Origin of the sequence: Corynebacterium segmentosum (genome assembly GCF_900637825.1) — a bacterium.
Classification (GTDB): Bacteria; Actinomycetota; Actinomycetes; order Mycobacteriales; family Mycobacteriaceae; genus Corynebacterium; species Corynebacterium accolens.
The window spans coordinates 1484645-1510049 of sequence record NZ_LR134408.1 but is presented as its reverse complement, the minus strand read 5'-3'; the positions used below and the strand labels follow the sequence as shown (position 1 = coordinate 1510049).

Below are 25405 nucleotides of genomic sequence, written 5' to 3'. Positions count from 1 at the left end.
AGCTTTCTTTAATGGCAAATTTGCTGGGCATAGTGTTTTTCGCCCTTGGCATCGGGCTGACCGTGGCACTCCATGAGGCGGGGCATATGTTTACTGCCCGCGCCTTTGGCATGCGGGTGCGCCGGTATTTCATTGGCTTTGGCCCGCGCGTTTTCTCCTTCCGCAAAGGGCATACCGAATACGGCCTTGCCGCCTTCCCGGTGGGTGGGTTTTGCGATATCGCCGGGATGACCGCGCAGGATGAATTCCTTACGGAGGAAGAAAAGCCCTATGCAATGTATAAAAAGCCATGGTGGCAGCGCATCATCGTCCTTGCAGGCGGTATTGGCGTCAACCTGATCCTCGGCTTTGTCATCTTGTATTTTGTGGCGATGACTGCGGGACTTCCCAACCCAGATGCCGATGTGCGCCCGCGGGTGGGGGAGGTAACCTGCACCGCTGACCAAAAAGAAAACCAGGAGCTGGAATCGTGCACCGGGAACGGGCCCGCTGGTAAGGCCGGTGTCCAGGAAGGCGATATCATTCTCGCGCTCGATGGCGAGCACCTAGATTCCTTTACGCAATTGCGCGATGAGGTCATGCAGCGCCCTGGCGAGACCGTGACGCTTACCGTAGAGCGCGGCGGTGAGGAAAAAGACTTCTCCATCGAACTAGAAACGGTCAAGCGCCTGAATCAACAGGGCGAATTGGTCGATGCCGGTTCGATCGGGCTGAGCAATGAGGTCCTCGACATCGTCGAGAAGCATTCAGCAACGGAAGCGTTGCCTGCAACGTGGCATTTCACCACGTATTCGCTCGAGGCCACGGTGGAAGGAATCAAACAATTCCCCGCTAAGGTACCGGGAGTGGTGGCCTCCATCTTTGGCCACGAGCGGGATGTCAATGGGCCGATGTCTGTCGTCGGTGCATCGCGGGTTGGTGGCGAACTCGTGGAGCGCTCCCTGTGGGCATCGTTCTTCATGATGCTGGCGACGCTGAACTTCTTCCTCGCCCTGTTTAACCTCATTCCGCTGCCGCCCTTTGACGGCGGCCATATCGCGGTCATCTTGTACGAGAAGATCCGCGATGGCATCCGCAAGCTGATGGGCAAGCAGCCGCTGGGTCCTGCAGATTACACCAGGCTAATGCCCATCACCTATGTGATGGCGGCCCTGCTCATGGGGCTTGGCGTCGTTATCATCATCGCGGATGTGGTTAACCCGATCAGGCTATTTGGCTAGGTTTGCCCTTCCCGTGCCCGCCGCGGGGAGTGGGTGGAGAGCTCAACGTATAGTGCACATTTGCAGCGCGAGCGGGAACTTTAGCGCTTAACCATCTAGTGCTAGAGTGGGGACGTTCAACACTTATTGTGCAATAACGTTTAGCAACGAGCCACGAGCTAGAAATAAGGAGCATTCATGTCTAGTCCTATCGGTCTAGGAATTCCTGACGGGCCTCCGCCAGTATTGCACCCGCGCCGGAAGACGCGGCAATTGCACGTAGGCCCGGTGGGCGTTGGTTCTGACTACCCAATTTCGGTGCAGTCGATGACCAATACCAAGACCCATGACATCAACGGCACCCTGCAGCAAATCGCACAGCTTACTGCCTCTGGCTGCGATATCGTGCGCGTGGCCTGCCCTAAGCCGGTGGATGCGGAGGCTCTGCCGACCATCGCCAAGAAGTCCCCGATCCCGGTCATCGCGGATATCCACTTCCAGCCCAAGTACATCTTTCAAGCCATCGATGCTGGATGCGCGGCGATTCGCGTCAACCCAGGCAATATCCGTGAGTTCGATGGGCGCGTTAAGGAAGTAGCCAAGGCCGCGGGCGATGCGGGGATCCCCATCCGCATCGGCGTTAACGGCGGTTCGCTGGATAAGCGCTTGCTGGAAAAGTACGGCAAGGCCACCCCAGAGGCACTCGTTGAGTCCGCTATGTGGGAAGCTAGCCTGTTTGAGGAGCACGGCTTTGGCGATATCGCCATTTCCGTCAAGCACTCTGACCCCGTGCTGATGGTGGAGGCCTACCGCCAGCTGGCCGCGCAGACTGATTACCCGCTGCACTTGGGCGTGACGGAAGCCGGCCCGAAGTTCATGGGCACCATTAAGTCCTCCGTCGCCTTTGGCGCCCTTTTGGCAGAAGGCATCGGCGATACGATTCGCGTCTCGCTCTCCGCCCCGCCGGAAGAAGAGGTCAAGGTGGGAGACCAGATTCTGCAGTCCTTCAACTTGCGCCCGCGCAAGCTGGAAATCGTCTCCTGCCCGTCGTGTGGCCGCGCGCAGGTGGACGTGTACAAGCTGGCGGAAGAAGTTACCGCAGGCCTCGAGGGCATGGAATTTCCCATCCGCGTTGCCGTCATGGGCTGCGTCGTTAACGGACCGGGCGAGGCCCGCGACGCAGACTTGGGCGTGGCATCCGGTAACGGCAAGGGTCAGATCTTCGTCAAGGGCGAAGTGGTGCGCACCGTGCCGGAGGACAAGATCGTGGAAACCCTCATTGAAGAGGCAATGCGCATTGCGGATGAGGAAGGCCTCGAAGCCGTGGACGGCGCTAAGGCCGATGTCCGCGTGACGCAGTAAGCTGCGCGCCTCTACGCTAATTATTAATAGACTGCCCTGCACCTCGGTGTGGGGCAGTCCTTTTTGCTGCGTGCGCTGCTAATGTGCCAAGGCATGAAGAAGTTATTCGCACTGGTTGCTACGGTCTCGCTTAGCGCAACTGGTGTGGTTGCTTGCACCCCAAAGCCCGTATCTGCAGAGCCGGTGGCAGAAGAGTTCATTGAAGGCATGGAGAGCCGAAATAACGAGGGCTTGGCGGAGCTTACGGATTCCCCCGATGACGCCACGCAGGCCCTCGATGCTACGTACTCGGGCTTGCAGGCAGAGGGCCTCGATATTGAGCTCGAGGGGGTAAAACAGGACGAAACCGTGGCCACAGCGGATTATAAGGTCACCTGGGATTTGCCCAAGGATCGCAGCTTGAGCTATACCACGCAGATGACCTTGACCAAGGCCGAAGACGAGTGGACGGTGCGGTGGAAGCCCAGCATTATTCACCCGGACCTGGGCGCGCACCAGCATTTGGAGCTGCGCGCCTTGGAAGCCACGCGCGCCAGCGTCGTTTCCTCCAACGGGGTGGAGCTGATGAGCCCCGGGCTGAATTACCGCGTCATCGTGGATACGAGCTCGCTTTCCGATGTCCGCCCCACGGCCTCCAAGGTCAGCAGCGCCCTGGCTGCAGCGCACCGCGAGGACGACTCAATCGCGGAGGTAGACGCCAAGGAGCTCGCCGAAAAGCTTGAAAAGGCAGAGTCTGCCTATTCGGTGGGGCTTTATACAGAAGAGCAGGAGTCCGTCATCCGCGCCAAGCTGGAGGGGATGGACGGCGTCCGTATTAATGAAGAGCCCGCGCTGGTGACCCGGGACCGTGGTCTTGCGCCCGATCTCTTATCGCGCGTGCGCTCGGCCGTCAATGACGAGCTCGACGGCGAGACCGGCTGGTCCATCGCCGTCGTCAATGAGAATGGTGCGGCGCTTTCCGATGTCGAAAAGCATGCGCCCGAGGCCGCCCCCTCCATCAAGGTTGGCTTGGATTATGACGTCCAACGCGCGGCCCAAGAAGCGGTGAATCAGCGCTCGGACGCCCAGGCCATGCTGGTTGCCATCCGGCCTTCTAACGGCGATATCCTGGCCGTAGCGCAGACCGAAAAGGCGGACGAGGACGGCGACGTCGCCTTGCAAGGCCAATACCCACCCGGCTCGGTTTTTAAGATCCTTACCGCCGCTGCGGGTGTAGAAAAACAAAACCTGACCACGGATACCATCGTTCCGTGCCCTGGCACGATGGATATTTATGGCCGCGTGGTGACCAACTACAACGCGTTTTCGCTCGGCAATGTGCCGCTAAGCCAGGCCTTCGCCCAATCGTGCAACACCACCTTCGCCGATATTTCCACCAAGCTGGCACCCGGTGAATTGAAGGAAACCGGCAAAAAGTTTGGCTTCGGGGTGGATTATGAAATCCCTGGGCTGACCACCACGACCGGCTCGATTCCTGAGGGCAAGGAAGTTTTGGAGCGCACCGAGGCCGGCTACGGCCAGGGCTACGACCTTGCCAGCCCGTTCGGCATGGCTATGGTTTCGGCCTCTGTGGCGGCGGGAAAGACCCCAACGCCCACCCTTATTGAGGGCCGCGAGACCAAGGCCTCGGATAATTCGGCGCCGATCCCAGACCACGTGCTGAATAACGTGCGCGGCATGATGCGCCAGGTGGTCACCAGCGGTACCGCCCGCGGGATGCAGGCGGGCGGAACGATTTACGGCAAGACCGGTGAGGCCGAGATCAATGAAGGCTCGCACGCGTGGTTTACCGGCTACCGGGAAGAAGACGATATCGCCTTTGCCACGCTCATCGTATTGGGCGGCGGCTCCGAATCCTCGGTAGCCATTACCGATAACTTCCTGCGGAAGCTGGATGATTACCGCTCGCGCCCCAATGATGGCCCGGCCCCCAAGGTCGAGTAAGCAGCGGACACTGACTGGCCACCCCGATACTGCGTGAGCCGGTATGAGGACTACCATGGGCAATTATGAGTACTCGTGGAAAATTGAAGCCAGGTAAACCAACCCCCATCCGGCCGGTGCCAGAAGATATCGAGCGCCCGGAATATGTGTGGAAAGACGAGGTACAAGAGGCCATCGGTGAGCCTTTTGTGCAGTCCCCCGAAGTGATTGAGAAGATGCGGGAGGCCTGCAAGATCGCGGCCAACGCGCTGAAGGAAGCCGGCAAGGCCGTAAAGCCTGGCGTGACGACGGATGAGGTCGACCGCGTGGCGCACGAGTATATGTGTGACCACGGTGCGTACCCATCTACCTTGGGATACCGGGGATTTCCCAAAGGCAGCTGCGTTTCGCTGAATGAAATTGTCTGCCACGGCATTCCGGATACCACCGTGATTGAAGAAGGTGACATCGTCAATATCGATGTCACCGCTTATAAAAACGGCGTGCACGGCGATAATAACGCCACCTTCTTGGCAGGTGACGTATCAGAGGAGCACCGCCTTTTAGTAGAGCGCACCAAAGAAGCCACGATGCGCGGCATTAAGGCCGCAAAGCCTGGCCGCGAGATCAACGTTATCGGCCGCGTTATCGAGTCATATGCCAAGCGCTTTGGTTATAACGTCGTGCGCGATTTCACCGGCCACGGCGTAGGACCCACCTTCCACAATGGGTTGGTGGTCTTGCACCACGATTCCACCACGTACCGCGATATCCTGGAACCAGGCATGACCTTGACGGTGGAGCCGATGATCAATCTTGGTTCGCTGGATTACGATATTTGGGACGATGACTGGACCGTGCAAAACCGTGATGGCAAGTTCACCGCCCAGTTCGAGCACACCTTGGTCATCACCGAGGATGGCAATGAAATCCTGACCATCCCAGATGAGGATTAATCGCTAGGTCCCTTCCTCAAGGCCTAGGCACTGCGAAAGCCGCCTCCTTAACCGTCGCGCATGAATCTTTGCGCGTGGTCGGGGAGGCGGCTTTTGCTATGGAGCCTTAGCTACGTGCCTTAGTCCCACTCGAGGCCCAAGAGGGCGTTTTCTACGACCTCTGGCAGGGCTGGGTGGATCCAGTACTGCTTGCGGGCAAAGTCGCGCAGGTCGATCTCGTAGGCCATTACGGTAATCAGCTGCTGGATCAGGGTGGAGGCCTGCGGGCCCATTAGGTGGGCGCCCAAGAGCTGGCCCGTCTTGCGGTCCGCAATCAGCTTGCAAATACCGGTGGTATCTTCCATGGCCCAGCCGTAGGCCACGTCGCCGAAGTTTTGAATCTTCACGGTGATATCGAAGCCCTGCTCCCGCGCTTCTTCTTCCTTCAAGCCCACAGAGGCAATCTGCGGGTGGGTGAAGATGGCGGCAGGAACGTTGTCGTGCGGAAGCTCCTGCAGATCCTCCGGGTGGAGCAGGTTGTGCTGGATGGTGCGAGCTTCAGCGTTGGCGACGTGCTTGAGCATGTAGGGCGAAGAGACATCGCCAAGCGCCCAGACGCCTTCTGCATCGGTAAGGCCATGCGCATCGGTGGAAATGCGGCCATTGTCCAGCAGCTTGATGCCGGCCTTGTCCACATCCATGAGATCGCCATTCGGCTTGCGGCCGGTGGCTACCAGGATTGCGTCTGCTTCGAGGGTCTCGCCATTATCGAGCTCGAGCTTGACGCCCTTGTCGGTTTCTTCCAGCTTGGTGCCGTTAGCAATTCGCACATCGAAACGCTCGCGGGCAATTTCGTTAAAGCGCGAGGAGATATCGGAATCGAGGTGGCGCAGCAGGGTCTCGCTGCGGTTGACCACGGTGACCTTGGTACCGAGGCCATCGAAGACGTGGGCAAATTCCATGGCGATATAGCCGCCGCCCACGATGATCAGGCTTTCTGGTTGGCGGTCCATCCGCATGATGTCTTCGTTGGTGTAGTACTTCACGCCGGAATTGGCGTAGACCTCAGGGATTACCGGGCGGGAGCCAGTAGCAACAACGATCTGATCGGCGCTGATGACGTGATCGCCGGTCTGGATGGTCTTAGGGCCGACGAAGCGAGCGTGCTCGTCGTAGACGGTGATATTCGGGGTCTTGTCGCCGCGACGGTAGTCCTCGCCGCTTTGGGCGATCTGGTCGATGCGGTTGTGGAAGACGCGCTCCACAATGGAGTTCCACTCCACGTTGTTGACCTGGGCATCAATGCCAAGGCGCTCGCCTTCGCGGGCGGCGAGGGCGACATCGGCTGCGTAGACGTACATCTTGGTGGGGATGCAGCCGACATTCAGGCAGGTGCCACCGAAGCGGCCCTTTTCAATAATGGCAATTTTCTTATCGTGAAAATCGCGGTTGGCAATGGAGTTGCCGGAACCGGTGCCGATGATGATGAGGTCGTAGTGTTCCTCAGCGGCCGGAGTATTTGCTGTATCAATTGTGGTCATATCAATACCTTAATCCATGTGTCCAATTTGGGTATTTATGCTGGTGTGGGCGCTTCCACGATGGTGGGAAGCCACGCATCGCACGCTGCGAACGCCTCTTCTAAGGGGCGGGGGAGGGATAAAAAGACATCGTGGCGCGCACCTTCGATGGAATGCAGCGTGTAGTGCGCATTGAGCTCTTTTGCCCACCGTCGGGTCTGTGCGACATCTATGATGCAATCGGCATGATTGACCGCATCGCAGTAGGGCGTTCCCAATAGGGAGCGGGTAGATTGCAGCGTCAATACGGGGACCCCGGCATTAATGCGGCCGCTGTGAATGGCGTCGAAACCGTGGAAGACGGCGGCCAGCCAGCCTATATATTTCTTATGCCCGGCTAATGGTTTCAGGCTGAGGTTGTAGTCCCACTCGCCGTAGAAGTCACTGTGCACCGATTCGCCATAGGCGGTGAGGTTGCCGCCAGGCAAGGCGATCTTGGGTGCGATCTTGGCGGTGGAATATATCGCCGGCTTCAGCGCTGATACGGCCCAGCCGGGAACGCCCATCATGTCCAGCCAGGGGCTATTGAGGATGAGGCCTTTCAGGCGGGAGAAGCGCTCCGCGTCATGGCGGCGTAGAAAGTCCATCCACAGCGGTGCAATCAGGCCACCGGTGGAGTGGGCGATAACGATTACTTCGTCGTTTGTAATGGCATCGAGGGCTGCGGAAAGATCCGCGTTATATAAGGACAAGTCCGAAACGTAGTGCCAGGCTTGGCCCGGGCGGTGCGAGCGGCCGCATTTGCGGAGATCGACCGCGTAAAAGTCATAGCCTTGTGCCGCGAAGTGCTGTGCGACGTGCGTGTGGAAGAAGTAGTCAGTCATCCCGTGCAGCCATACCAAGGCCGGGCGGGAAGTGGCAGAAGGTGAAGAAGAATCGGCGGGGCCCGAATCCGTGGAGCCTGCAGCCGAGCCTGGTGCATAGTGGACGAGGGTGGTGACAACGTCGCCCTCGCCATCAGGATCGGGGCCGAGGTTGAGGGTGGCTGATTGAAAATCGGGGCCGAGGATATCGGGCCCCCATGACGGGGTTGCTGTAGCCATGACACGAGTCTAGTCAACAGTTGGTCGTCGCTACGGTAGCTGCGTGACCTGCCATTATTTCGGTGAAATGTGAAGTGTATAACAGGTCGCCCCATATTGTGGTGACCAGGGTGGGGGAGAAAAACCAATCGAGAAAAGAAAAGCGTAAGGTAAGGCGTTAATGCGTGACACATCGGCAGGTTGGCTGTGCAAAACAGTCGCGGTGTGGGGCGCAAAGCGCTTAAAATATATGGTGCAGAACGCGCCGATGTATATAAATTTTCAATTCGAAGAGGTTATAACACAGTGTCCTCAGCAAAGAAGACAGCACAAGTTGTAGATGAGGTCGATGTCGCACTGGTCGGTGCCGGCATCATGAGCGCCACCCTGGGCGCTATGCTCCGCGAGTTGGAGCCGAGCTGGACCCAGATGATCTTTGAGCGCCTTGATGGCCCCGCCCTGGAATCCTCCTCGCCGTGGAATAACGCTGGTACCGGCCACTCCGCCCTGTGCGAGCTCAACTACACGCCAGAAAAGAACGGCCGCATCGATATCTCTAAGGCGATTGCAACTAACGAGAAGTTCCAGAAGTCGCGCCAGTTCTGGTCCCACCAGCTCAACAACGGCATCCTGACTGAACCTAGTGAGTTCATCAACCCAGTCCCGCACGTTTCCTTCGCCCAAGGCGAAATCCAGGCGGACTACCTGAAGCGCCGCTACGAGGTACTGAGCGAAAAGCACATGTTCCCCGGCATGCAGTTCTCTGATGATGAATCCACCTTTGCGGAGAAGCTGCCGCTCATGGCGGACGGCCGCGACTTTTCCAATAAGGTCGCTATCTCTTGGACCGAAGTCGGCACCGACGTGAACTTCGGCGCCCTGGCCAAGCAGTTCCTGACCGCGGCGCGCGCATCTGGAACGGAGATCCGCTACGGCCACGAGGTCTTCGATATCGACCGCGACGGAAATGACTGGAAGGTTTATTCCAAGAACAAGCACACCGGCGATATCACCGTGGTGAAGGCGAAGTTCGTCTTCGTCGGTGCCGGCGGCTACGCCCTGGATCTGCTCCGCAAGGCAAAGGTGAAGGAAGTAGCTGGCTACGCCGGATTCCCCATTTCCGGTCTGTGGCTGCGCGCCAAGAACCCGGAGCTCATTGAGCAGCACCAGGCCAAGGTTTACGGTAAGGCAGCAGTCGGTGCTCCTCCGATGTCCGTGCCGCACCTGGATACCCGCGTTATCGACGGCGAGAAGGGCCTGCTCTTTGGCCCGTACGGCGGCTGGAGCCCGAAGTTCTTGAAGAAGGGCTCCTACCTGGATCTCTTCAAGTCCATCCGCCCGGATAATATCACCTCCTACCTGGGTGTTGCGGTACAGGAATTCGGCCTGACCAAGTACCTCATCGATGAGGTGCGCAAGGACTTCTCCGACCGCGTCGATTCCCTCCGCGAATACGTACCAAATGCAAAGGAAAGCGACTGGGAGACCGTGATTGCCGGCCAGCGCGTACAGGTCATCAAGCCTGCAGGCGCACCGCGCTTTGGCTCCCTCGAGTTCGGTACCGCACTGGTCAATAACCAGGAAGGCAATATTGCCGGCCTGCTCGGTGCCTCCCCGGGTGCTTCGATTGCCCCAGCCGTCATGCTGGAGCTGCTGGAGCGTTGCTTTGGCGAGCGCATGATTGACTGGAGCGATAAGATTCGCGAGATGGTCCCGTCCTACGGCATGAAGCTGGCCAATGATGAGGACTTCTACAACGAGATGTGGGAATACACCCAGAAGACGCTGAAGCTGGAGCGCTAAACGCCTTCGGCTTGGATTAAGTCCCAGCCCGTGCCCTCCGTGCAGAACCTACTGCACGGAGGGCTTTGTGCTGCGCAACCCCGAAAATTAGGTACCGCAGTAGGTGAGAAAACCTGCAAGCCCATTCGGGTCGGGCTGTTCGTAGGACGGATGCGGCTCCCACGGGTGGGTCACGGCGTGGAGAAGCTCAGTAAAGGGCTTGATATCGCCGGCCTCGGCGGCGCGCAGCGCGGCTTCGACGGCCATGTTGCGGGGAATGACCCGGGGCATGGCAGCATCCACGGCATCCGGGGCGGGGTGAGTGGCTAGGTAGCTATCTAGGAAGTCTGAATCTGGGAAGAGCTCTTGGGCAGGAAGGGTGTGGCCGCGGGCGGCATCGGCAAGCGCGCGGTGCGCCAACGTGATATCCGGCCGGGGTAGCTGCATCGCAGTAAGGTAGGCCGAGGCTACCTCGGTGGTGGTATCGAGGGCCGCGGCTATATCGCTGCGGCGCTGGGTGGCGAATTTCTCCTGGAACCCGTTGATGGTCTCTTGCGCGAAGTCGACCCCGGCATTGATATCGGCATCGAAAAGCGGCACCAGCGATTCCGCGAGCCGGGCGAGATTCCAGCCCAGGATAGCTGGTTGATTGCCAAAGGCATAGCGTCCCTGCTGGTCAATGCTGGAAAATACCGTATCGGGAGAGTAGGACTCCATAAAGGCGCACGGGCCATAATCAATGGTTTCGCCGGAGATGGTGGTGTTATCCGTATTCATTACCCCGTGGATAAAGCCCAAGCGCATCCACGAAGACACGGTGGCTATCTGGCGGTCCATAACGCCCTGGAAGAACTCCCGGTAGTCTGCCCCAGGATAGTGGCGCGCGATGGCGTAGTCCGCGAGAGCCTGGAGGTGCCCGGACTGCGCGGCATAGTGAAAAGTACCGACCCGGATGTGGCTGGCCGCCACGCGGACCAGGACGCCCGCCGGCTGCACGTGGCCGCGCTGGATGGGCCGGCCGGTGGAAATCACGGCGAGGGAGCGCGTGGTGGGCACGCCGAGGGCATGCATGGCCTCAGAAACCAAGTATTCGCGCAGCATGGATGAAAGGGTGCCGCGGCCATCAGCACCCAGGCGGGAATAGGGGGTAAGCCCCGTGCCCTTGGCGTGGAGATCCCACAGTTTTCCGTCTTTTTCCACCTCGCCCAAGAGCATGGCCCGGCCATCGCCCATCTGTGGGTTGAAGGAACCGAATTGGAAGCCGGAATAGGCCATGGCATGCCCGCCGTCGAGGCCCAAGAGGAAATCCAGGCCCTCTGCGGAGCGCAGCCAGTCAGTATCCAGGCCCAGCTGCACTGCTAGCTCCTCATTGAGGACCACGAGCTGTGGATCCGGCTGCTCTTCGCCGTGCGTTGCCGACACTAAGTCCGGCAGGTGCTTTGCATAGTCGTGGTGTAGGTGCATTTTAGACCTCCAATTGTCCTTGCACGCGGATGTGGACGCGGCCGCCGACCCAAATATCGGTGCCGTCATCGTGAATAAAGACCTCGCCGTCTCTTCCCAGTTGGCTGCCCTGGCAGGCGGTGTAGCGGGCGGGGACGAGGCCTCGCGAGCGCATGAATTGCGCGGCACCGCCGTTGAAGGAACCGGTGACCGGATCCTCGAATTCTGCAGTAAATGCGCGCACTTCATAAGCGGCGGAATCCCTACCCGCGGTGGTATCCAGCATGCCCACCACGCCCACCTTGGGGCGAGTGGCGGCGGGTTGAATCGCGCGCACGGCCGCGGCATCGCGCAGCTGTATAAGCCGCCAGCCGGGCCCATTATCCACCCAGGCGGAATCTATGACATCTGCTACCGAAATATTCAATCCCGCGCAGGCCTCTGCAAGCTCAGCATTGCTCAGCGGCCCGCTAGCGCGCAGCGGAGGGGTGGCAAAAGAATAAATACCTGCGTTCTCGCGCACGGAGACCAACCCCACCCCGCATTCTTGCACTATGGTGCCTTCCTTCTGCGGTTCATTGCCGAGCGCCCGCCAGACGGCGGCGCTGCCCAGGGTGGGGTGGCCGGCGAAGTCGAATTCCTCGTGCGGGGTAAAAATGCGCAGGCGATAGTCCGCCGCGGGATCGGTGGGCTCGAGCAAGAACGTGGTTTCAGAAAAATTGGTCCAGTGCGCGATGGCCTGCATCTGCTGTCTCGAGAGCCCATCGGCATGGGCCACGACGGCGAGCGGGTTACCGGAAAACGCCGAGGTGGCAAAGACATCGACTTCAAAGAACTGGAGGTGCATGCCCGCCAGTGTAGTCAGCCCTGGGGATGAGGCCGGCAGGCTGGCTTCTGCGCTAGCCTTGCCCTTATGTCTAAGCTTTGGCCGGATCGTCTGCGCGATTGGATTGGACCGCCGTGGCGAATTATCATCCCCGTGTTCTTCGGCGTGCTCTTGCCCAATGCCGCGAACTTTTTGCACACCGATTCACCCTTCCAGGCCATCGTGGCGGTCTTGTACACCGTCGGCATCCCGCTGGCGCTGTGGCTGCATCCCAAGCTGCAAGAAAAGTCCATTTTCTTCATCGCCGGCACCATGACGCTGTGCATTTTCACGCCCTTGGCCTCCCTGGAGAACTTCCACGCCCCGATTTTCGCCTACACGGCTTTTCTCATCGGCACGCACTCGCGCAAGCGCTTGCGCTATATCTGGCTTGCCTGGATTGCCCTGGGCTCGCTGGCGGGAACCACCGCAAGCCTATTTGGGGAAAAGGTCTTCGCGGGCAGCGATATCGGCTTGGGCGATGCGACCATGAGCCCGCTGCTTGTCTATGCTGGCACGGTCCTGCTCGGCTGGCCGGTCCTCGGCTTTTTCTACCTGCTCGGCACCAATAACCGGAAGCGCCGGGAGGGCCAACAGCTGCTCATCGAGCGCGCGGAGATGGCCGGCGCCGTGGAGCGCAATCGCATCGCCCGCGAGATGCATGACATCGTCGCCCACAATCTCGCCGGCGTCATCGCGCTTGCCGATGGCGCCCGGTTCGCCGCCGCCAAAGACCCCAAGGTAGCAACGGAGGCACTCGATACCATCGCCTCTACTTCCCGCGAATCCTTAAAACAGATGCGCAGCCTGCTTTCCGTCTTGCGCGAAGAAGACGCGCGCGGGGAAACCAAGGCCCCAGGCACCTCAGACATCGCAGGTCTGTTTTCGGAAGCCCGGCGCGCCGGCTTCGATATCACCGTCTACGGCATGGAAAAGCTACCCGCCGATAGCGATGAGCTCTATCAATTCACCATCTACCGCATCGTGCAGGAGATGCTGACCAATATGCTCAAATACTCCAGCCAGAATAGGGGTACCCTGCGCTTTCGCAGCGATAAGTCGGGGCTCACCATCGAAGGGCACAACCCCATGGCGCAGCCGGACGAGGACCACAGCCCAGGCTATGGGCTCATCGGGATGAAAGAGCGCGTAAAGGCCTATGGTGGCAGTGTGTCCACCAAGACCGAGGATGGAACGTTTGCAATCACCGTGGAGGTACCGCATGTCTAATCCGGAACAGGAACTTGAGCCCATTCGCATTGCGCTTGTTGATGACCAACCGCTCCTGCGCGCCGGGTTCGCCATGCTGATCGGCTCGCAGGAGGATATGAGCGTGGCCTGGCAGGCCTCCGATGGCGATGAGGTACTGGACCTAGCCCGGCAAGAGCCCGTCGATATCATCCTCATGGACGTGCAGATGGCGCGGGTCAACGGCATTGCGGCCACGGAGGAAGTGCTCCCTGAATTCCCGGATACCAAGGTCATCATGTTGACCACCTTTGATGATCACAACTTTGTCCACGGTGCAATCTCTGCAGGGGCATCGGGATTTTTGCTCAAAGACGTCGAGCCCGAAGAGCTGCTCTCAGCCATTCGCACCGTGCACTCGGGCGAGGCCGTGCTTTCGCCGCGCATTACCGCCCAGGTGCTCCAACAAGTCCGCAGCGAGGAGGGTGGGGATAGCGGGAAGGAGCACTCGGCTTCGCATAGCGCCGCGGCAGCGCAGCCCGGTGCCACCACCGCTACGGCCCCGCCGTCCGCGGAACTTACCCCGCGCGAGATGGATATTTTAAGGCTCATGGCGCTGGGGTATTCCAATACCGAAATATCCGAAGAGGAATTTGTCTCCATGGCCACGGTCAAGACCCACGTGCGCCACGTGCTGACCAAGACTGGGTCCCGCGACCGCGTCCAAGCCGTGCTGTATGCCTATACCCATGGGGTGGTCACCGTAGAAGAACTGCTTTCTCATCCCCAGGGATGAACGACTAAATCCGCCTCGAGGATGGTTACTTCGCGCCGGGAAAGCGACACGATAAAACCATGCTCACAGTCACACAGCTTTCCAAGAAATACGGTTCCTTTACAGCAGTAGACAACCTTTCCTTCGAGGTTCCCGATGGCCAAGTCACCGGGTTCTTAGGGCCCAATGGGTCCGGCAAATCCACCACGATGCGCAGGTGCGTGGGGCTAGAAAATCCCACCTCCGGCACCGCCACATTCGATGGCACCCCATTTCGCGAACTACCCGATCCCGCCTCCACAGTAGGCACCTTGCTTGATGCCAACTGGTTCCACCCCGGCCGCAGTGCTCGCGCGCACCTGGGCTATATGGCAGCACTCCAGGGAGTATCGATGAACCACGTCGATGACACCCTGGAGCGAGTCGGGCTCGGAAAGGTGGCGAAAAAGCGCATCGGGGGCTATTCGCTTGGCATGAAGCAGCGCCTGGGCCTCGCCTGCGCCATGATGGGACAGCCCAAGCACTTGCTTCTCGATGAACCCGTCAACGGCCTGGACCCTGAAGGCGTGCACTGGATGCGCGACCGCATCCGGGAATTCGCCGCCGGGGGATGCGCCGTGCTGGTGTCGTCCCACCTGCTTTCAGAAATGCAGCTCACGGCGGACCGCCTAGTGGTCATCGGCAAGGGCAAGCTCGTTGGTGAAGGAACGGTAGAAGAATTCGTCAATGCCTCCGGTGCTACCACCGTGGAGGTCGTGGTGGACCAGCCAGAAAAGCTGGCCCGCCTGCTGCACGATTCGCAGGCAGAGACCTCCTTTGATGGGGAGGTTCTGCGCATTACCGGCTTAGACCGCGACGAGGTCGGCCAATTGTGCTTTGACCACCGCATTCGCATCAGCAGCCTTGAGGTCAAGCATCCCTCCTTGGAAGATGCCTTCCTCGGTGCTACCGCAGACCACCTGGATTACCGCTCCGCATAACCCCCCGTTATCCGTTATCGAAAGGCAGAGTACGAGCCATGAACACCATCGTTTCTGAATCCCGCAAGATATTTTCCCTGCGCTCAACGTGGGTCTACCTCGCTATCATCACCGTTGGGCTAACAGCCGCCAACGTGCTGATGGGGGCTATCCGCACTGACGACAGCGCCCTCCAATCCTCCGACCTAGCCATCGGCGCCATCTTCGCCGTGGTCATCATGATCTTTTCCTCGGCCACGCTCGTCGGCGGCGACCTCCAAAAAGGCACCGTCGCCTGGAGCTACCTATCTACCAACCGGCGCATGCGGGTGCTCTCGAGCCAAATACTCGTCATCACCGTGGCCAACGTCGCCGCGGCGGCCCTGGCGGGCATACTCGGAATGTTATTTAACGCTGCGCTCGGCAGCTCGTATGACTTCTCTAGCTTCGTCCACTACCCGGATAATGCGGTGTTCCTTTTCACCTTCGTGGAATACATCGTCTACACCCTGCTCGCTACCGGCCTGGCATATATCCTGCGCAGCGGGACCTTTGCGGCCATGCTGCTGATAATCGAGTACTTCGTCATCGAAAGCGTGCTGACCTCGCTGGACATGGGCTGGGCCAAATACATCTTGCAGATTCTGCCCGATGCCAACCTGCGTACCTTTTTCCAAGGCCAAGACACCTTCGGCCTTATGGCCCCGCAATGGGCATCCGGCGTCATTGTCTTGGCCATGGTGGTGGCGGTCCTCGGCGGGGCCGCAGCCGTTCAGCGCCGCCGCGCCGTAGTTTAGGCTCCCCGCAGGCGCTCGCGCCTTATGGGGATACGACGAGGGTGAGCTCCCGTGAGCCGTGCGGTGGCTCCTCCACCGTCATCCCGGCCGCGCGGGCGATAGCGGCGACATCGGCGGCGCTGAAGGCATCGGCAGGCGAGAACGCCAGCTCCCGGGCCAGCAGGCCCTTGTAGTGCTTGTTAAAGTGGCTGACCACCTTGCGCGAGCCACCTGGTTGCACGCTTTCTACCCGCACCGTCACCGCCGAAGGCAGCCGGCCCAATTGCTGGTAGGTGCCCGAGCGGAGATCCACAACCAGCTCGTCGATGTTTTCTAGCGCCTGCGTTATCTGCTTGCCCCAAAAAGACTTCATGGTGTGACCGTCCAGCTTGGAACCGCCCGATAAGCGGTAATGGGGGATGGGGTCGTCCGCGCGCAGGAGGCCGAAGAGGGCATCGCCAATAGCAAGGCGGCTCCACGAGGGAAGGGTGGACGCCGAAAGTGCATCAAAAAGCACGCCAGTATAGCGCTCCACCGCTGGCATGGTGGGGGTGGTAAATAGCTGGCTGTTGGATTCGGCCTCACCGCGCAGCTTCTCCGAGAGCTTCAGCGCCACCATCGCCTCATCAATGGGAAGAGACTGCAGCTCAGCGGCGATTTCGCGCCGGGTATCGGTAAGTTCCGGAAAAGATAGGTTGGCAAAATCAAGCGGCTTTCCGGTGCCGCCATGGGCCTTGGTTTCTGAAGGAGGGAGGACAATGAGCATATAGCTAGGGTAGCGATGTATATTTTGACCATGATTACCCGCCTTTCTGAACTATTTCTCCGCACCCTTCGCGAGGACCCAGCCGATGCCGAGGTCCCCAGCCACAAGCTGCTGGTGCGTGCCGGTTACGTGCGCCGCGTCGCGCCGGGCATCTACACCTGGCTGCCGTTGGGTCTGCGCACCCTGCGCAAGATCGAAGACGTAGTACGCCAAGAAATGGACGCCATTGGCGGGCAAGAGATGCTTTTCCCGGCCCTGCTGCCGCGCGAGCCCTATGAAAAGACCAACCGGTGGGTGGAATACGGCCCCAACCTATTCCGGCTGCAGGACCGCAAGAATGCGGACTTGCTGCTCGGGCCAACACACGAGGAAATGTTCGCCAACGCCGTCAAGGACATGTATTCCTCGTACAAGGATTTCCCGGTCACCTTGTATCAGATTCAGACGAAGTACCGCGATGAGGAACGCCCCCGCGCCGGGGTGCTGCGCGGGCGCGAGTTCGTGATGAAGGATTCCTACTCCTTCGATATGAACGATGAGGGGCTCGATTCCTCCTACGCCCGCCACCGCAAGGCGTATCAGAATGTTTTTGACCGCTTAGAAATCGATTACGCCATTTGTAAGGCCACCTCTGGCGCGATGGGCGGGTCCGCCTCCGAGGAGTTCTTGGCGCTTTCTGAGGTGGGCGAAGACCTCTTCGTGCGCTCCACCGAGGGCGATTATGCGGCCAATGTAGAGGCGGTCGTGACCCAAGCGCCCCCAGAAAAAGATATTGCGGGCCAGCCCGCGGCGAAGGAGTACCGTACCCCGGATGCCGCCACCATTGAAGCGCTTGTGCACTGGGCGAAGACCGAGGACATCGCCGTCGACGGCCATGAGGTCCGAGCCGCCGATATCCTTAAATGCGTCATGGTGGAGGTAACCCACCCGGCGCTTGAGGACGCTGAAGAGAAGAAGGAATTAGCGGCCGTGCTGATTCCGGGCGATCGCGAACTAGATCCCAAGCGCCTTGAGGCAGCCTTAGAGCCTGCGGAATTCACCCTGGCCAGTGATAAGATTTTTGCGCAATACGATTTCTTGGAGCAGGGCTTTGTGGGCCCGCGCGCGCTGAACTCGAACGGCGTGAAGGTCTTTGCAGATCCCCGCGTGGTGAAGGGCTCTTCCTGGATCACCGGTGCCGATGCGCAAAACTGCTACGTCGTGGGCTGCGTGGCCGGCCGCGATTTCCACGTCGATGAGTTCGTGGAAGCAGCAGAGGTGAAAGAGGGCGATCCCGCACCGGATAACCAGGGCACCTTGGCCTTGCAGCGCGGCATCGAGCTGGGTCATATCTTCCAGTTGGGCCGCAAGTACACCGAGGCCTTTGACGTGCAAATCCTCGATGAAAACGGCAAGCGCGCCATCCCCACGATGGGCTCTTATGGCATCGGCATCTCCCGCATGCTGGCCGTGCTGGCAGAACAACGCCACGATGATAAGGGCCTGAATTGGCCGGTGGCGGTAGCGCCGTACCAGGTGCACGTGGCGGTGGCGAATAAGGATGCCGCGGCCATGGAGGCCGGCGATAAGCTGGTAGAAGAGCTATCCCAGGCGGGCCTTGAGGTGCTTTTCGATGACCGCCCCAAGGTCTCCCCGGGCGTGAAGTTCAAGGACGCAGAGCTACTCGGCATGCCGTTTGTGGCCATCGTGGGCCGCGCCTTCAAAGACGGCATCATCGAGCTGCGCATCCGCGGCCAAGAAACGCTGGAGGTACCTGCGGATGAGATCGTGGACAAACTCCTCGAGTTGGTGCGGGCCTAGCTTAAAGCACCGCGCTAAAGCCCGGCGCCTATAAGCACCGGCAGGGTAGCGTGGGAAGCATGAGACTTAATAAAAACGTGCTCCCCACAGCCCTTATCACGATGGGCACGCTGCATTTCCTGCGCGCCAAAACCTTCGAATCCATTGTGCCGCCACAGCTGCCGGGCTCGCCGCGGTTGTATAACTTCGCCTCCGGCGCCTGGGAGATAGCTACCGGTTATTTGCTCACCGATCGCGCCACCCGCGAATCCGGCGGCGCCTCTGCCGCGGCGCTATTTCTTGCCGTGTGGCCGGCGAATATGTATCACGCCTGGATCGAGCGCGATGCGCGATGGCCGAAGAAGCTCTATCACATCATTCGTCTGCCGCTGCAGATTCCGTTGATTCGCTACGCATGGAAGATCGCGCAGGGTAGGGCATAAAATCTAAAAAGAACCGACTTCCCAATTTTCCCAGGGAATAGATCCCAAGTGGAAAATGGGGGAGTCGGTTGCTTGCGCGATGCTGCGCTCAAGGCGGCATCACGCTACCGCTGTATAAGGAAGCCGATTAGCCGGCCACGGGGCCGCCGCAATTAGGCCATGCGCCAGCTCCCTGGGTGGCAAGGACGTTTTCAGCGATTTCAATCTGCTGTTCCTTGGTGGCTTGGTCAGCGGTGGGCGCGTACTGGGTGCCGCCGCTACCGGCCCAGGTTTGCTGCGAGAACTGCAGTCCGCCGTGGTAGCCGTTGCCGGTGTTGATGTGCCAGTCACCGCCGGATTCGCACGCGGCGACCTGGTCCCACGCGCTTTCCGGGGCGGCGTTGGCGGCAGGGGCGGCAATGCCCGCGATGCCCAACGTAGCTGCTGCCATAGTGAGCAAGGTCTTCTTAGTACGCATTGAGAAAGCACTCCTTCTCATTGTTTTGGCTCGTGGAATCTCCAACAAGCACGTAATCCACCAAATTACGTAGGGTCCGGAGGCATTAGCAATGAATATCGTCCTATAATTCGCTGATTTTTCACTGCCCGCCGGCCAGTGAATCTTCAGGCTGGGGATGTAAGGCAACGCTGGGCGCTATGCGGCCTGGGATTCGGCGGCGATGCCGATAAGCCAGTTCAGCCACTCCTGGTTTGGGCTTTCCTCTTGCGCCGCGGCCACTGCGGCAGCGTGCCACTTATCCGCGTCCTGCTCCATCAAGGTATCCAGGAATGCGGCAGCGGAATCCGCATCGCTGGGAAGCGTTGTTCCACCGGAGGAATAGGCAGGCTCCGGTTGCGGAACCTCACCGTTTTGGCTCAGCGCCTCTTGCAGTTGGTCGATGCGGTGGTGATGGAGGCTTAAGAGCTTATCGATGCGCCCCTCGGCAGCAGGATCGCTATAGGCCCGCGCGAAATCCAAGCCAAAGACCTGCTCGTATTCCCACTGCAGCAAATCGGTGGCGCTTTCGCGCTGGGGTTGGGAGAGCGTGGGGATATCGGGGGCATCGCCAGGCAGCCAGGCATTGAGCGTAATGGCCTGTTGGGTAACTATCGGCCGCGACTCAGAACTGACCTCATCGGCGGCTTCCGTGGTGGCCGAGGCGGCCTCCTCTAGCACCTGGGAGGAATCTGTGGCAGGAGGTGCCTGCGTGGGCCGTTCCACCTCACAGCTGTGCGGGACATTGCCTTGGTCATCGGTGCCGCAGAGGCGCGCAATTTCCGCAAACAGCGCATCGGCCTGGGAGCTGCGCATATCCGCGGCTTCATCGTCGACCCCTTGGAGGGCGAGTCCATCGCTCGCGGCGGCCACGGCGAGGCGCTCGAGTGCGTCTTCTGGGCGCGGGCCAAAATAGTCGACGACGGAATCGACTGCGGAACAACCCGCAAGCGCGGGCAGGGTGGCAGTCGAGGCTACACAGGTTAAAGCAATACGTCGGCGGTTCACCCAAAAGACTGTACCTCGAAGGACGTAGGCTAGTGGGCATGGCTTTCCCAGATGCACAACAATTAACTGATTTGCTCCAACCTCGCCTTGCAGCCCGCGGGCTCGACGTGGAGGATATTAAAACCACCAAGGCGGGAAAGAAATCACAGGTCATCATCCGCATCGATGGTGATAAGCGGCCTAGCTCCGATGTCTTGGAAGAGGTCTCCGACGATATCTCGGCCTTCTTCGATGAGAAAGAGGAAACGGGTGAGCTGAATTTTGGCGCCGGATATACCTTGGAGGTCTCCACCCCAGGCGTGGATCTGCCGCTGACCGCACCGCGCCACTGGCGCCGCAATCAGGGGCGGAAGGTGACCTTTAATCGCGGCGATGACAAGAGCCACACCGCGCGCATCGGTGCGCTCAACGCGGCCGAAGATGCCGTTGTCCTTATCACCTCTGAGAAAAACGAGGTGCATACAGAAGTGGAGCGATTGGAAAACATTGCCCACGCAGTGGTAGAAATTGAATTTGCACAGCCATCACAGCGTGAGCTAGACGCCGTGCACCAGCCATTTGCAGAAGCCGAGAGCTAACCGGCAATCGAGAGGACAGACAAGTGAATATTGATCTTGAGGCACTTCGCACCATCGAATCCGAACGACAGGTCCCCGTCAATGACCTGTTGGAGGCGATTGCGAGTGCCTTGTTGTATTCCTACCTGGATTACCGCGAATCCACCGCGGAGGGTAAGGCCGAAGGCACCAAGTCCCGGGTAGACATCGATACCACCACCGGTGCCGTCAGCGTCATCGTTACTGAGCGTGACCCCGAAACCGGGGAAGTAACCAGTGAGTACGATGACACCCCGGATAACTTTGGCCGCGTGGGTGCACGCGCCGTACGCGAAGCCATTTTGCGCAAGCTGCGCGAGGCCGAAGCCGAGCGCACCTTTGATTCCTATTCGGAGCTTAGCGGGCGCGTTGTCAGTGGCATCGTCCAGCGCGATGCGCATGCCAATGCCCGCGGCATCGTCGTGGTCCAGCTCGGCTCTGAACTGGAATCGCAGGACGGCATCCTGCTTCCCGCAGAACAAATCCCCGGGGAAAAGCTGCAGCACGGTGACCGCATCAAGGCTTATGTGGTGGGGGTAAACCGCAATGGCGCCAATGTGCAGATCAACTTGTCCAGGACCCACCCGGAGCTGGTGCGCGGTCTTTTTGAACTGGAAGTTCCGGAAGTTGCGGATGGCAGCGTGGAAATGATCGCCATTGCCCGCGAAGCTGGGCACCGCTCGAAGGTCGCCGTCATCGGTCATGCGAAGGGCCTGAACGCCAAGGGTGCGTGCATCGGCCCGCGCGGCCAGCGCGTGAATAACATCATGCGCCAGCTGGGTGGGGAAAAAATCGACATCATCGATTACAGCGAGGATCCCACCGTGTATGTGGGCAATGCTTTGGCCCCCTCGAAGGTGATCAAGGTGACCGTGCTCGATAGTGAAGAGCAGGTGGCGCGCGTCATCGTCCCTGACTATCAGCTATCCCTTGCCATTGGTAAGGAAGGCCAGAACGCGCGCCTAGCCGCCCGATTGACCGGATGGAAGATCGATATTCATTCAGACGCGGACGCGAATTAAGGAATTGCGGATATATAGCGTAGGCTAGTAAACGGCCCAGATGCAGAAAGGGACATGAAGACGCAGCGAAAGTTAAGGAGTTCGATGTCGCAGACTCAACGGCTTCGTACTTGCATCGCTACGCGTCAACGCATGCCCGATACGGAGTTGCTGCGGGTGGTCATTGATGCCAATGATCCCCACGGCAGCCGTGCGGTGGCGGATCCATTCCGGCGGCTTCCCGGCCGCGGCGCATGGATTAGCCCCACGCTTTCTGCACTCGAGCTAGCTGAGCGCAAACATGCTTTCAAGCGCGCGCTCCGCACGTCCGCATCCGTGGACACAGGTCAGGTACGTAGGTACTTGGAAGCACAGTGCGAAAATGTACAGGGCGAAAAAGTACCGTGTGCGGAACAACCTGCACAAGATTCGTACACACCAGAGTTAAAAAGGAAGACCGAACACTGATGAGCGCACAACGATGAAGCATCAGCGATGAAAGTCCAGAACGTTTAACTAGGAGTCAGGCCAGTTTTTCGCGGCCTTGGCTCCTAGGCGATACCAAGAGGAGACAAGTGCCCGGAAAGCTACGTGTTCACGAGTTGGCAAAACAGCTCGGAGTAACCAGCAAGGAACTGCTCGCCACCCTGAAGGAACAAGGCGAGTTCGTTAAAACCGCATCCTCGACCATCGAACCACCGGTGGTCAAGAAGATGCGTGCTCACTATGAAGCACAGTCCGGTGGCGATGCCACCGAAGGCAAGGCAGACAAAGCTGAGAAGGCTGCCAAGCCCGCTAAGCCCGGCCAGGGCAACGCCAAGAAGCCGGCATCGTCTGCGCCGAAGCCAGGTCAAGGTGCACAGGGCGGCGCGAAATCCGCTGCGCCGAAGCCCGGCGCCCCTAAGCCAGGTACACAGGCACCGAAGCCATCCGACGCTGCGCCGAAGCCCGGCGCAGGGTCCGCTAAGGCTGCCCCCAAGCCAGGTCAGGCAGCACCAAAGCCAGGCGCTGCCGCTGGAAAGACAGCGCCAAAGCCTGGCCAAGGTGCACCGAAGCCAGGCCAGAACGCGGGTCAAGGCGATGCCAAGAAGTCGGGCGAGCGCCCGACCCCAGGCAACGCCATGCCGCGACCGATGCCTAAGCCCGGCGGATCCCGCCGCGTGGCCAATAACCCATTTTCCACGGGTGGCGGGGACAACCGCCCAGGCCCACGCCCCGGTGGCTCTAAGGGCCAGCGCGGCAACCGCCCCGGCGATAACCGTGGTGGAAAGCGCGGCGGCCGCAACGAAGGCGGTAATAACCGTCAGGGCCAGGATCAGAACCAAGGCCAGGGTGGCGGCGGTGGACGTCGTCCATCGCCTGCCATGATGCCTTCGCATCCGAACCCAGCCTCGATGCCGTCCAAGGCACCGAGCGGTGGCGGACGCGGTGGCCGCGGTCGCGGTGGCCACGGCGGACCTGGTGGTCCAGGTGGCCCAGGTGGCGGTCGTCCCGGCGGCTTCCGCGGTGGACGCGGTGGGCGTCGCGGCGGTACCGCCGGTGCATTCGGCCGTCCAGGTGGCGCACCACGCAAGGGCAAGAAGTCGAAGCGGCAAAAGCGCCATGAGTTTGAAGAGCAGCAGAAGCACGTCGTAGGCGGCGTCCGCTTGCCAGATGGCAAGGGGCAGACCGTCCGCCTGCGCCGCGGCGCTTCGCTGTCTGACTTCGCGGAGAAGATCGGTGCCGATCCAGCAGCATTGGTGCAGGCACTGTTCAACCTGGGTGAGATGGTCACCGCAACCGCATCCGTATCGGAAGATACGCTGCAGCTGCTCGGTGACGAGATCAACTACAAGGTAGAGGTCGTCTCCCCAGAAGACGAGGACCGCGAGCTGCTCGAGTCCTTCGACCTGCAATTCGGCGAGGACGAAGGCGGCGAAGAGGCCCTCGAACATCGCCCTCCAGTCGTCTCCGTCATGGGCCACGTTGACCACGGTAAGACCCGCCTGTTGGATACCATCCGTAAGACCAATGAGGCAGCCGGCGAGGCCGGCGGTATTACCCAGGGAATCGGTGCTTACCAGACCACGGTTGACGTGGATGGCGAGCGCACCATTACCTTCCTGGATACCCCTGGTCACGAGGCCTTTACCGCCATGCGTGCCCGCGGTGCGAAGTCCACCGACTTGGCCATCTTGGTTGTCGCCGCCGATGACGGCGTCATGCCACAGACGGTTGAGGCCATCAACCACGCCAAGGCTGCCGATATCCCGGTTGTCGTGGCCGTGAACAAGGTGGATAAGCCGGAGGCCCAGCCGGAAAAGATCCGTGGCCAGCTCACGGAGTATGGCTTGGTGCCTGAAGAGTACGGCGGCGACACGATGTTCGTGGATATCTCTGCTAAGCAGGGCCAGAACATCGACCAGCTGCTGGAGTCTGTCATCCTGACTGCCGATGCCGCCCTCGAGCTCACGGCTAACCCAGAGATGGATGCCCAGGGCGTGGCCATCGAGGCCCACTTGGACCGCGGTCGCGGCCCGGTGGCTACGGTCATCGTTCAGCGCGGTACGCTGCACGTCGGCGATTCCATCGTGGTAGGCGATGCGCATGGTCGCGTGCGCCGCATGCTCGATGAGTTTGGCGAGGACGTTAAGGAAGCCGGTCCTTCCCGCCCGGTACAGGTACAAGGCCTGTCCGGCGTGCCGGGTGCTGGCGATAACCTGCTCGTGGTCGATGATGACCGTGTGGCCCGCCAGATTGCCAACCAGCGCGATGCTCGTAAGCGTTCTGCTTTGCAGGCAAAGCAGCGCAAGCGCGTGTCCCTGGAGGATCTGGACAAGGTATTGCAGGAGACTTCGACCCTCAACCTCATCCTCAAGGGCGACAATGCCGGCTCCGTCGAGGCGCTGGAAGATGCCCTGTTGGATATCAAGACCGAGGACGAAGTCGAGCTCAACATCATCGACCGCGGTGTTGGTGCCGTAACGGAGACCAATATTTCCTTGGCCGCCGCTTCCGATGCCGTCATCATTGCCTTCAACGTTCGCGCGGAGGGCAAGGCCACGGAAATCGCCACCCAAGAGGGCGTGGATATCCGCTACTACACGGTTATCTACAAGGCCATCGAGGAAGTCGAGGCCGCTCTCAAGGGCATGCTCAAGCCGATTTACGAGGAACGCGACACCGGTGCGGCCGAAATCCGCGCCCTGTTCAAGTCCTCCTCGGTGGGTACCATCGCAGGCTGTATGGTCACCGATGGCAAGGTTGTCCGTAACGGCAAGGTTCGCTTGCTCCGCGATAACAACGTCATTACTACCGATGCCAAGATCGAGTCCCTGCGTCACGAGAAGGACGACGCGACCGAGATCAAGGCCGGCTATGAGTGCGGTATGGTGCTGTCCTACCCGGATATCCAGGTAGGCGATATCATCCAGGCTTATGAAGAAGTCGAGGTACCGCGCGACTAGTCGCTGCTAGTTACGGCCCGCTGTACGTGCCCGCCTTGAGGGCCTTTCTCCACGGAGTTTGGCCATTAGGTGAGGCAGGTAT

At 59.9% G+C, this 25405-nt stretch carries 22 protein-coding genes; 15 read left to right on the top strand and 7 right to left on the bottom strand.

Annotated elements, in window-relative coordinates:
- Window positions 1-11: 11 nt before the first annotated feature.
- The 4 genes from EL217_RS07235 to map all read left to right on the top strand — a co-directional run bounded on the left by EL217_RS07235 (window position 12) and on the right by map (window position 5440).
- Window positions 12-1220 carry a M50 family metallopeptidase gene (locus EL217_RS07235; RefSeq protein WP_126319284.1) on the top strand — a complete coding sequence of 403 codons (1209 nt, stop codon included), beginning with the start codon at window positions 12-14 and terminating at the stop codon, window positions 1218-1220.
- A 177-nt stretch (window positions 1221-1397) separates the two neighbouring features.
- Window positions 1398-2561 carry a flavodoxin-dependent (E)-4-hydroxy-3-methylbut-2-enyl-diphosphate synthase gene (gene ispG, locus EL217_RS07230; protein ID WP_023017313.1) on the top strand — a complete coding sequence of 388 codons (1164 nt, stop codon included), beginning with the start codon at window positions 1398-1400 and terminating at the stop codon, window positions 2559-2561.
- Between the two features lie 93 nt (window positions 2562-2654).
- A complete protein-coding gene (locus tag EL217_RS07225) occupies window positions 2655-4505 on the top strand; it encodes a penicillin-binding transpeptidase domain-containing protein (RefSeq protein WP_126319282.1) in 1851 nt (616 codons plus the stop codon).
- 65 nt (window positions 4506-4570) lie between these two features.
- Window positions 4571-5440 (top strand): type I methionyl aminopeptidase, encoded by an 870-nt coding sequence (map, locus tag EL217_RS07220; RefSeq protein ID WP_126319280.1) that lies wholly within the window; start codon window positions 4571-4573, stop codon window positions 5438-5440.
- Window positions 5441-5559: 119 nt separating this feature from the next.
- Here the strand turns inward: map and mtr are convergent, their stop codons facing one another.
- Window positions 5560-6960, bottom strand: coding sequence for a mycothione reductase (gene mtr, locus EL217_RS07215; RefSeq protein ID WP_126319278.1), 1401 nt, complete (start codon window positions 6958-6960; stop codon window positions 5560-5562).
- A 35-nt stretch (window positions 6961-6995) separates the two neighbouring features.
- Window positions 6996-8042, bottom strand: a complete 1047-nt coding sequence (locus EL217_RS07210; RefSeq protein WP_005283592.1) for an alpha/beta hydrolase — start codon at window positions 8040-8042, stop codon at window positions 6996-6998.
- 285 nt (window positions 8043-8327) lie between these two features.
- Between EL217_RS07210 and mqo the strand changes: the two genes are divergently transcribed.
- Window positions 8328-9824, top strand: coding sequence for a malate dehydrogenase (quinone) (mqo, locus tag EL217_RS07205; protein ID WP_005278731.1), 1497 nt, complete (start codon window positions 8328-8330; stop codon window positions 9822-9824).
- Window positions 9825-9911: 87 nt separating this feature from the next.
- Here the strand turns inward: mqo and EL217_RS07200 are convergent, their stop codons facing one another.
- Window positions 9912-11267 carry a protein adenylyltransferase SelO gene (locus tag EL217_RS07200; protein ID WP_126319276.1) on the bottom strand — a complete coding sequence of 452 codons (1356 nt, stop codon included), beginning with the start codon at window positions 11265-11267 and terminating at the stop codon, window positions 9912-9914.
- 1 nt (window position 11268) lies between these two features.
- Entirely contained in the window at window positions 11269-12093 is an 825-nt protein-coding gene (locus EL217_RS07195) for a PhzF family phenazine biosynthesis protein (protein ID WP_005283588.1), read from the bottom strand.
- Between the two features lie 66 nt (window positions 12094-12159).
- On the opposite strand from EL217_RS07195, the gene EL217_RS07190 reads away from it, so the two are divergent.
- From EL217_RS07190 to EL217_RS07175, 4 genes are read left to right on the top strand one after another with little or no spacing between them, the layout of a single operon-like run.
- A complete protein-coding gene (locus EL217_RS07190; protein ID WP_126319274.1) occupies window positions 12160-13341 on the top strand; it encodes a sensor histidine kinase in 1182 nt (393 codons plus the stop codon).
- Entirely contained in the window at window positions 13334-14095 is a 762-nt protein-coding gene (locus EL217_RS07185) for a response regulator (protein WP_126319272.1), read from the top strand. Before EL217_RS07190 ends, EL217_RS07185 begins: the two co-directional genes overlap by 8 nt.
- Before the next feature lie 59 nt (window positions 14096-14154).
- Window positions 14155-15054: an ABC transporter ATP-binding protein gene (locus EL217_RS07180; protein ID WP_126319270.1), complete on the top strand. Its 900-nt coding sequence runs from the start codon at window positions 14155-14157 to the stop codon at window positions 15052-15054.
- 38 nt (window positions 15055-15092) lie between these two features.
- A complete protein-coding gene (locus tag EL217_RS07175; protein WP_126319268.1) occupies window positions 15093-15830 on the top strand; it encodes an ABC transporter permease in 738 nt (245 codons plus the stop codon).
- Window positions 15831-15852: 22 nt separating this feature from the next.
- Here the strand turns inward: EL217_RS07175 and yaaA are convergent, their stop codons facing one another.
- A complete protein-coding gene (yaaA, locus tag EL217_RS07170) occupies window positions 15853-16575 on the bottom strand; it encodes a peroxide stress protein YaaA (RefSeq protein WP_126319265.1) in 723 nt (240 codons plus the stop codon).
- Window positions 16576-16605: 30 nt separating this feature from the next.
- Between yaaA and EL217_RS07165 the strand changes: the two genes are divergently transcribed.
- Window positions 16606-18375 carry a proline--tRNA ligase gene (locus EL217_RS07165; RefSeq protein ID WP_039885997.1) on the top strand — a complete coding sequence of 590 codons (1770 nt, stop codon included), beginning with the start codon at window positions 16606-16608 and terminating at the stop codon, window positions 18373-18375.
- A gap of 59 nt (window positions 18376-18434) precedes the next feature.
- Window positions 18435-18797, top strand: a complete 363-nt coding sequence (locus EL217_RS07160; protein WP_005283569.1) for a hypothetical protein — start codon at window positions 18435-18437, stop codon at window positions 18795-18797.
- 127 nt (window positions 18798-18924) lie between these two features.
- On the opposite strand, the gene EL217_RS07155 is transcribed toward EL217_RS07160, so the two are convergent.
- Together EL217_RS07155 and EL217_RS07150 are read right to left on the bottom strand one after the other, a co-directional pair.
- On the bottom strand, window positions 18925-19254 hold the full coding sequence (locus EL217_RS07155) for a transglycosylase family protein (RefSeq protein ID WP_005278755.1): 330 nt from the start codon (window positions 19252-19254) through the stop codon (window positions 18925-18927).
- Window positions 19255-19431: 177 nt separating this feature from the next.
- A complete protein-coding gene (locus EL217_RS07150; RefSeq protein WP_232018222.1) occupies window positions 19432-20280 on the bottom strand; it encodes a DUF4439 domain-containing protein in 849 nt (282 codons plus the stop codon).
- A 38-nt stretch (window positions 20281-20318) separates the two neighbouring features.
- On the opposite strand from EL217_RS07150, the gene rimP reads away from it, so the two are divergent.
- From rimP to infB, 4 genes are all read left to right on the top strand, one after another.
- Window positions 20319-20858, top strand: a complete 540-nt coding sequence (rimP, locus tag EL217_RS07145; RefSeq protein WP_034658273.1) for a ribosome maturation factor RimP — start codon at window positions 20319-20321, stop codon at window positions 20856-20858.
- 23 nt (window positions 20859-20881) lie between these two features.
- Window positions 20882-21898, top strand: coding sequence for a transcription termination factor NusA (gene nusA / locus EL217_RS07140; protein ID WP_005278763.1), 1017 nt, complete (start codon window positions 20882-20884; stop codon window positions 21896-21898).
- 84 nt (window positions 21899-21982) lie between these two features.
- Window positions 21983-22345, top strand: a complete 363-nt coding sequence (locus EL217_RS07135) for a YlxR family protein (RefSeq protein ID WP_005278765.1) — start codon at window positions 21983-21985, stop codon at window positions 22343-22345.
- Between the two features lie 107 nt (window positions 22346-22452).
- The gene (gene infB, locus EL217_RS07130) at window positions 22453-25323 is read left to right on the top strand and encodes a translation initiation factor IF-2 (protein ID WP_126319263.1); all 2871 of its coding nucleotides are present in this window, start codon (window positions 22453-22455) and stop codon (window positions 25321-25323) included.
- Window positions 25324-25405 lie beyond the last annotated feature (82 nt).

Coding starts and splice junctions, on each gene's coding strand:
- EL217_RS07135 (WP_005278765.1), top strand. CDS start 21,983: ATGTCGCAGACTCAACGGCTTCGTACTTGCATCGCTACGCGTCAACGC.
- EL217_RS07200 (WP_126319276.1), bottom strand. CDS start 11,267: ATGCACCTACACCACGACTATGCAAAGCACCTGCCGGACTTAGTGTCG.
- EL217_RS07160 (WP_005283569.1), top strand. CDS start 18,435: ATGAGACTTAATAAAAACGTGCTCCCCACAGCCCTTATCACGATGGGC.
- yaaA (WP_126319265.1), bottom strand. CDS start 16,575: ATGCTCATTGTCCTCCCTCCTTCAGAAACCAAGGCCCATGGCGGCACC.
- ispG (WP_023017313.1), top strand. CDS start 1,398: ATGTCTAGTCCTATCGGTCTAGGAATTCCTGACGGGCCTCCGCCAGTA.
- EL217_RS07210 (WP_005283592.1), bottom strand. CDS start 8,042: ATGGCTACAGCAACCCCGTCATGGGGGCCCGATATCCTCGGCCCCGAT.
- map (WP_126319280.1), top strand. CDS start 4,571: ATGAGTACTCGTGGAAAATTGAAGCCAGGTAAACCAACCCCCATCCGG.
- EL217_RS07235 (WP_126319284.1), top strand. CDS start 12: ATGGCAAATTTGCTGGGCATAGTGTTTTTCGCCCTTGGCATCGGGCTG.
- EL217_RS07190 (WP_126319274.1), top strand. CDS start 12,160: ATGTCTAAGCTTTGGCCGGATCGTCTGCGCGATTGGATTGGACCGCCG.
- EL217_RS07165 (WP_039885997.1), top strand. CDS start 16,606: ATGATTACCCGCCTTTCTGAACTATTTCTCCGCACCCTTCGCGAGGAC.
- EL217_RS07180 (WP_126319270.1), top strand. CDS start 14,155: ATGCTCACAGTCACACAGCTTTCCAAGAAATACGGTTCCTTTACAGCA.
- EL217_RS07195 (WP_005283588.1), bottom strand. CDS start 12,093: ATGCACCTCCAGTTCTTTGAAGTCGATGTCTTTGCCACCTCGGCGTTT.
- EL217_RS07225 (WP_126319282.1), top strand. CDS start 2,655: ATGAAGAAGTTATTCGCACTGGTTGCTACGGTCTCGCTTAGCGCAACT.
- EL217_RS07185 (WP_126319272.1), top strand. CDS start 13,334: ATGTCTAATCCGGAACAGGAACTTGAGCCCATTCGCATTGCGCTTGTT.
- EL217_RS07175 (WP_126319268.1), top strand. CDS start 15,093: ATGAACACCATCGTTTCTGAATCCCGCAAGATATTTTCCCTGCGCTCA.
- mtr (WP_126319278.1), bottom strand. CDS start 6,960: ATGACCACAATTGATACAGCAAATACTCCGGCCGCTGAGGAACACTAC.
- rimP (WP_034658273.1), top strand. CDS start 20,319: ATGGCTTTCCCAGATGCACAACAATTAACTGATTTGCTCCAACCTCGC.
- EL217_RS07155 (WP_005278755.1), bottom strand. CDS start 19,254: ATGCGTACTAAGAAGACCTTGCTCACTATGGCAGCAGCTACGTTGGGC.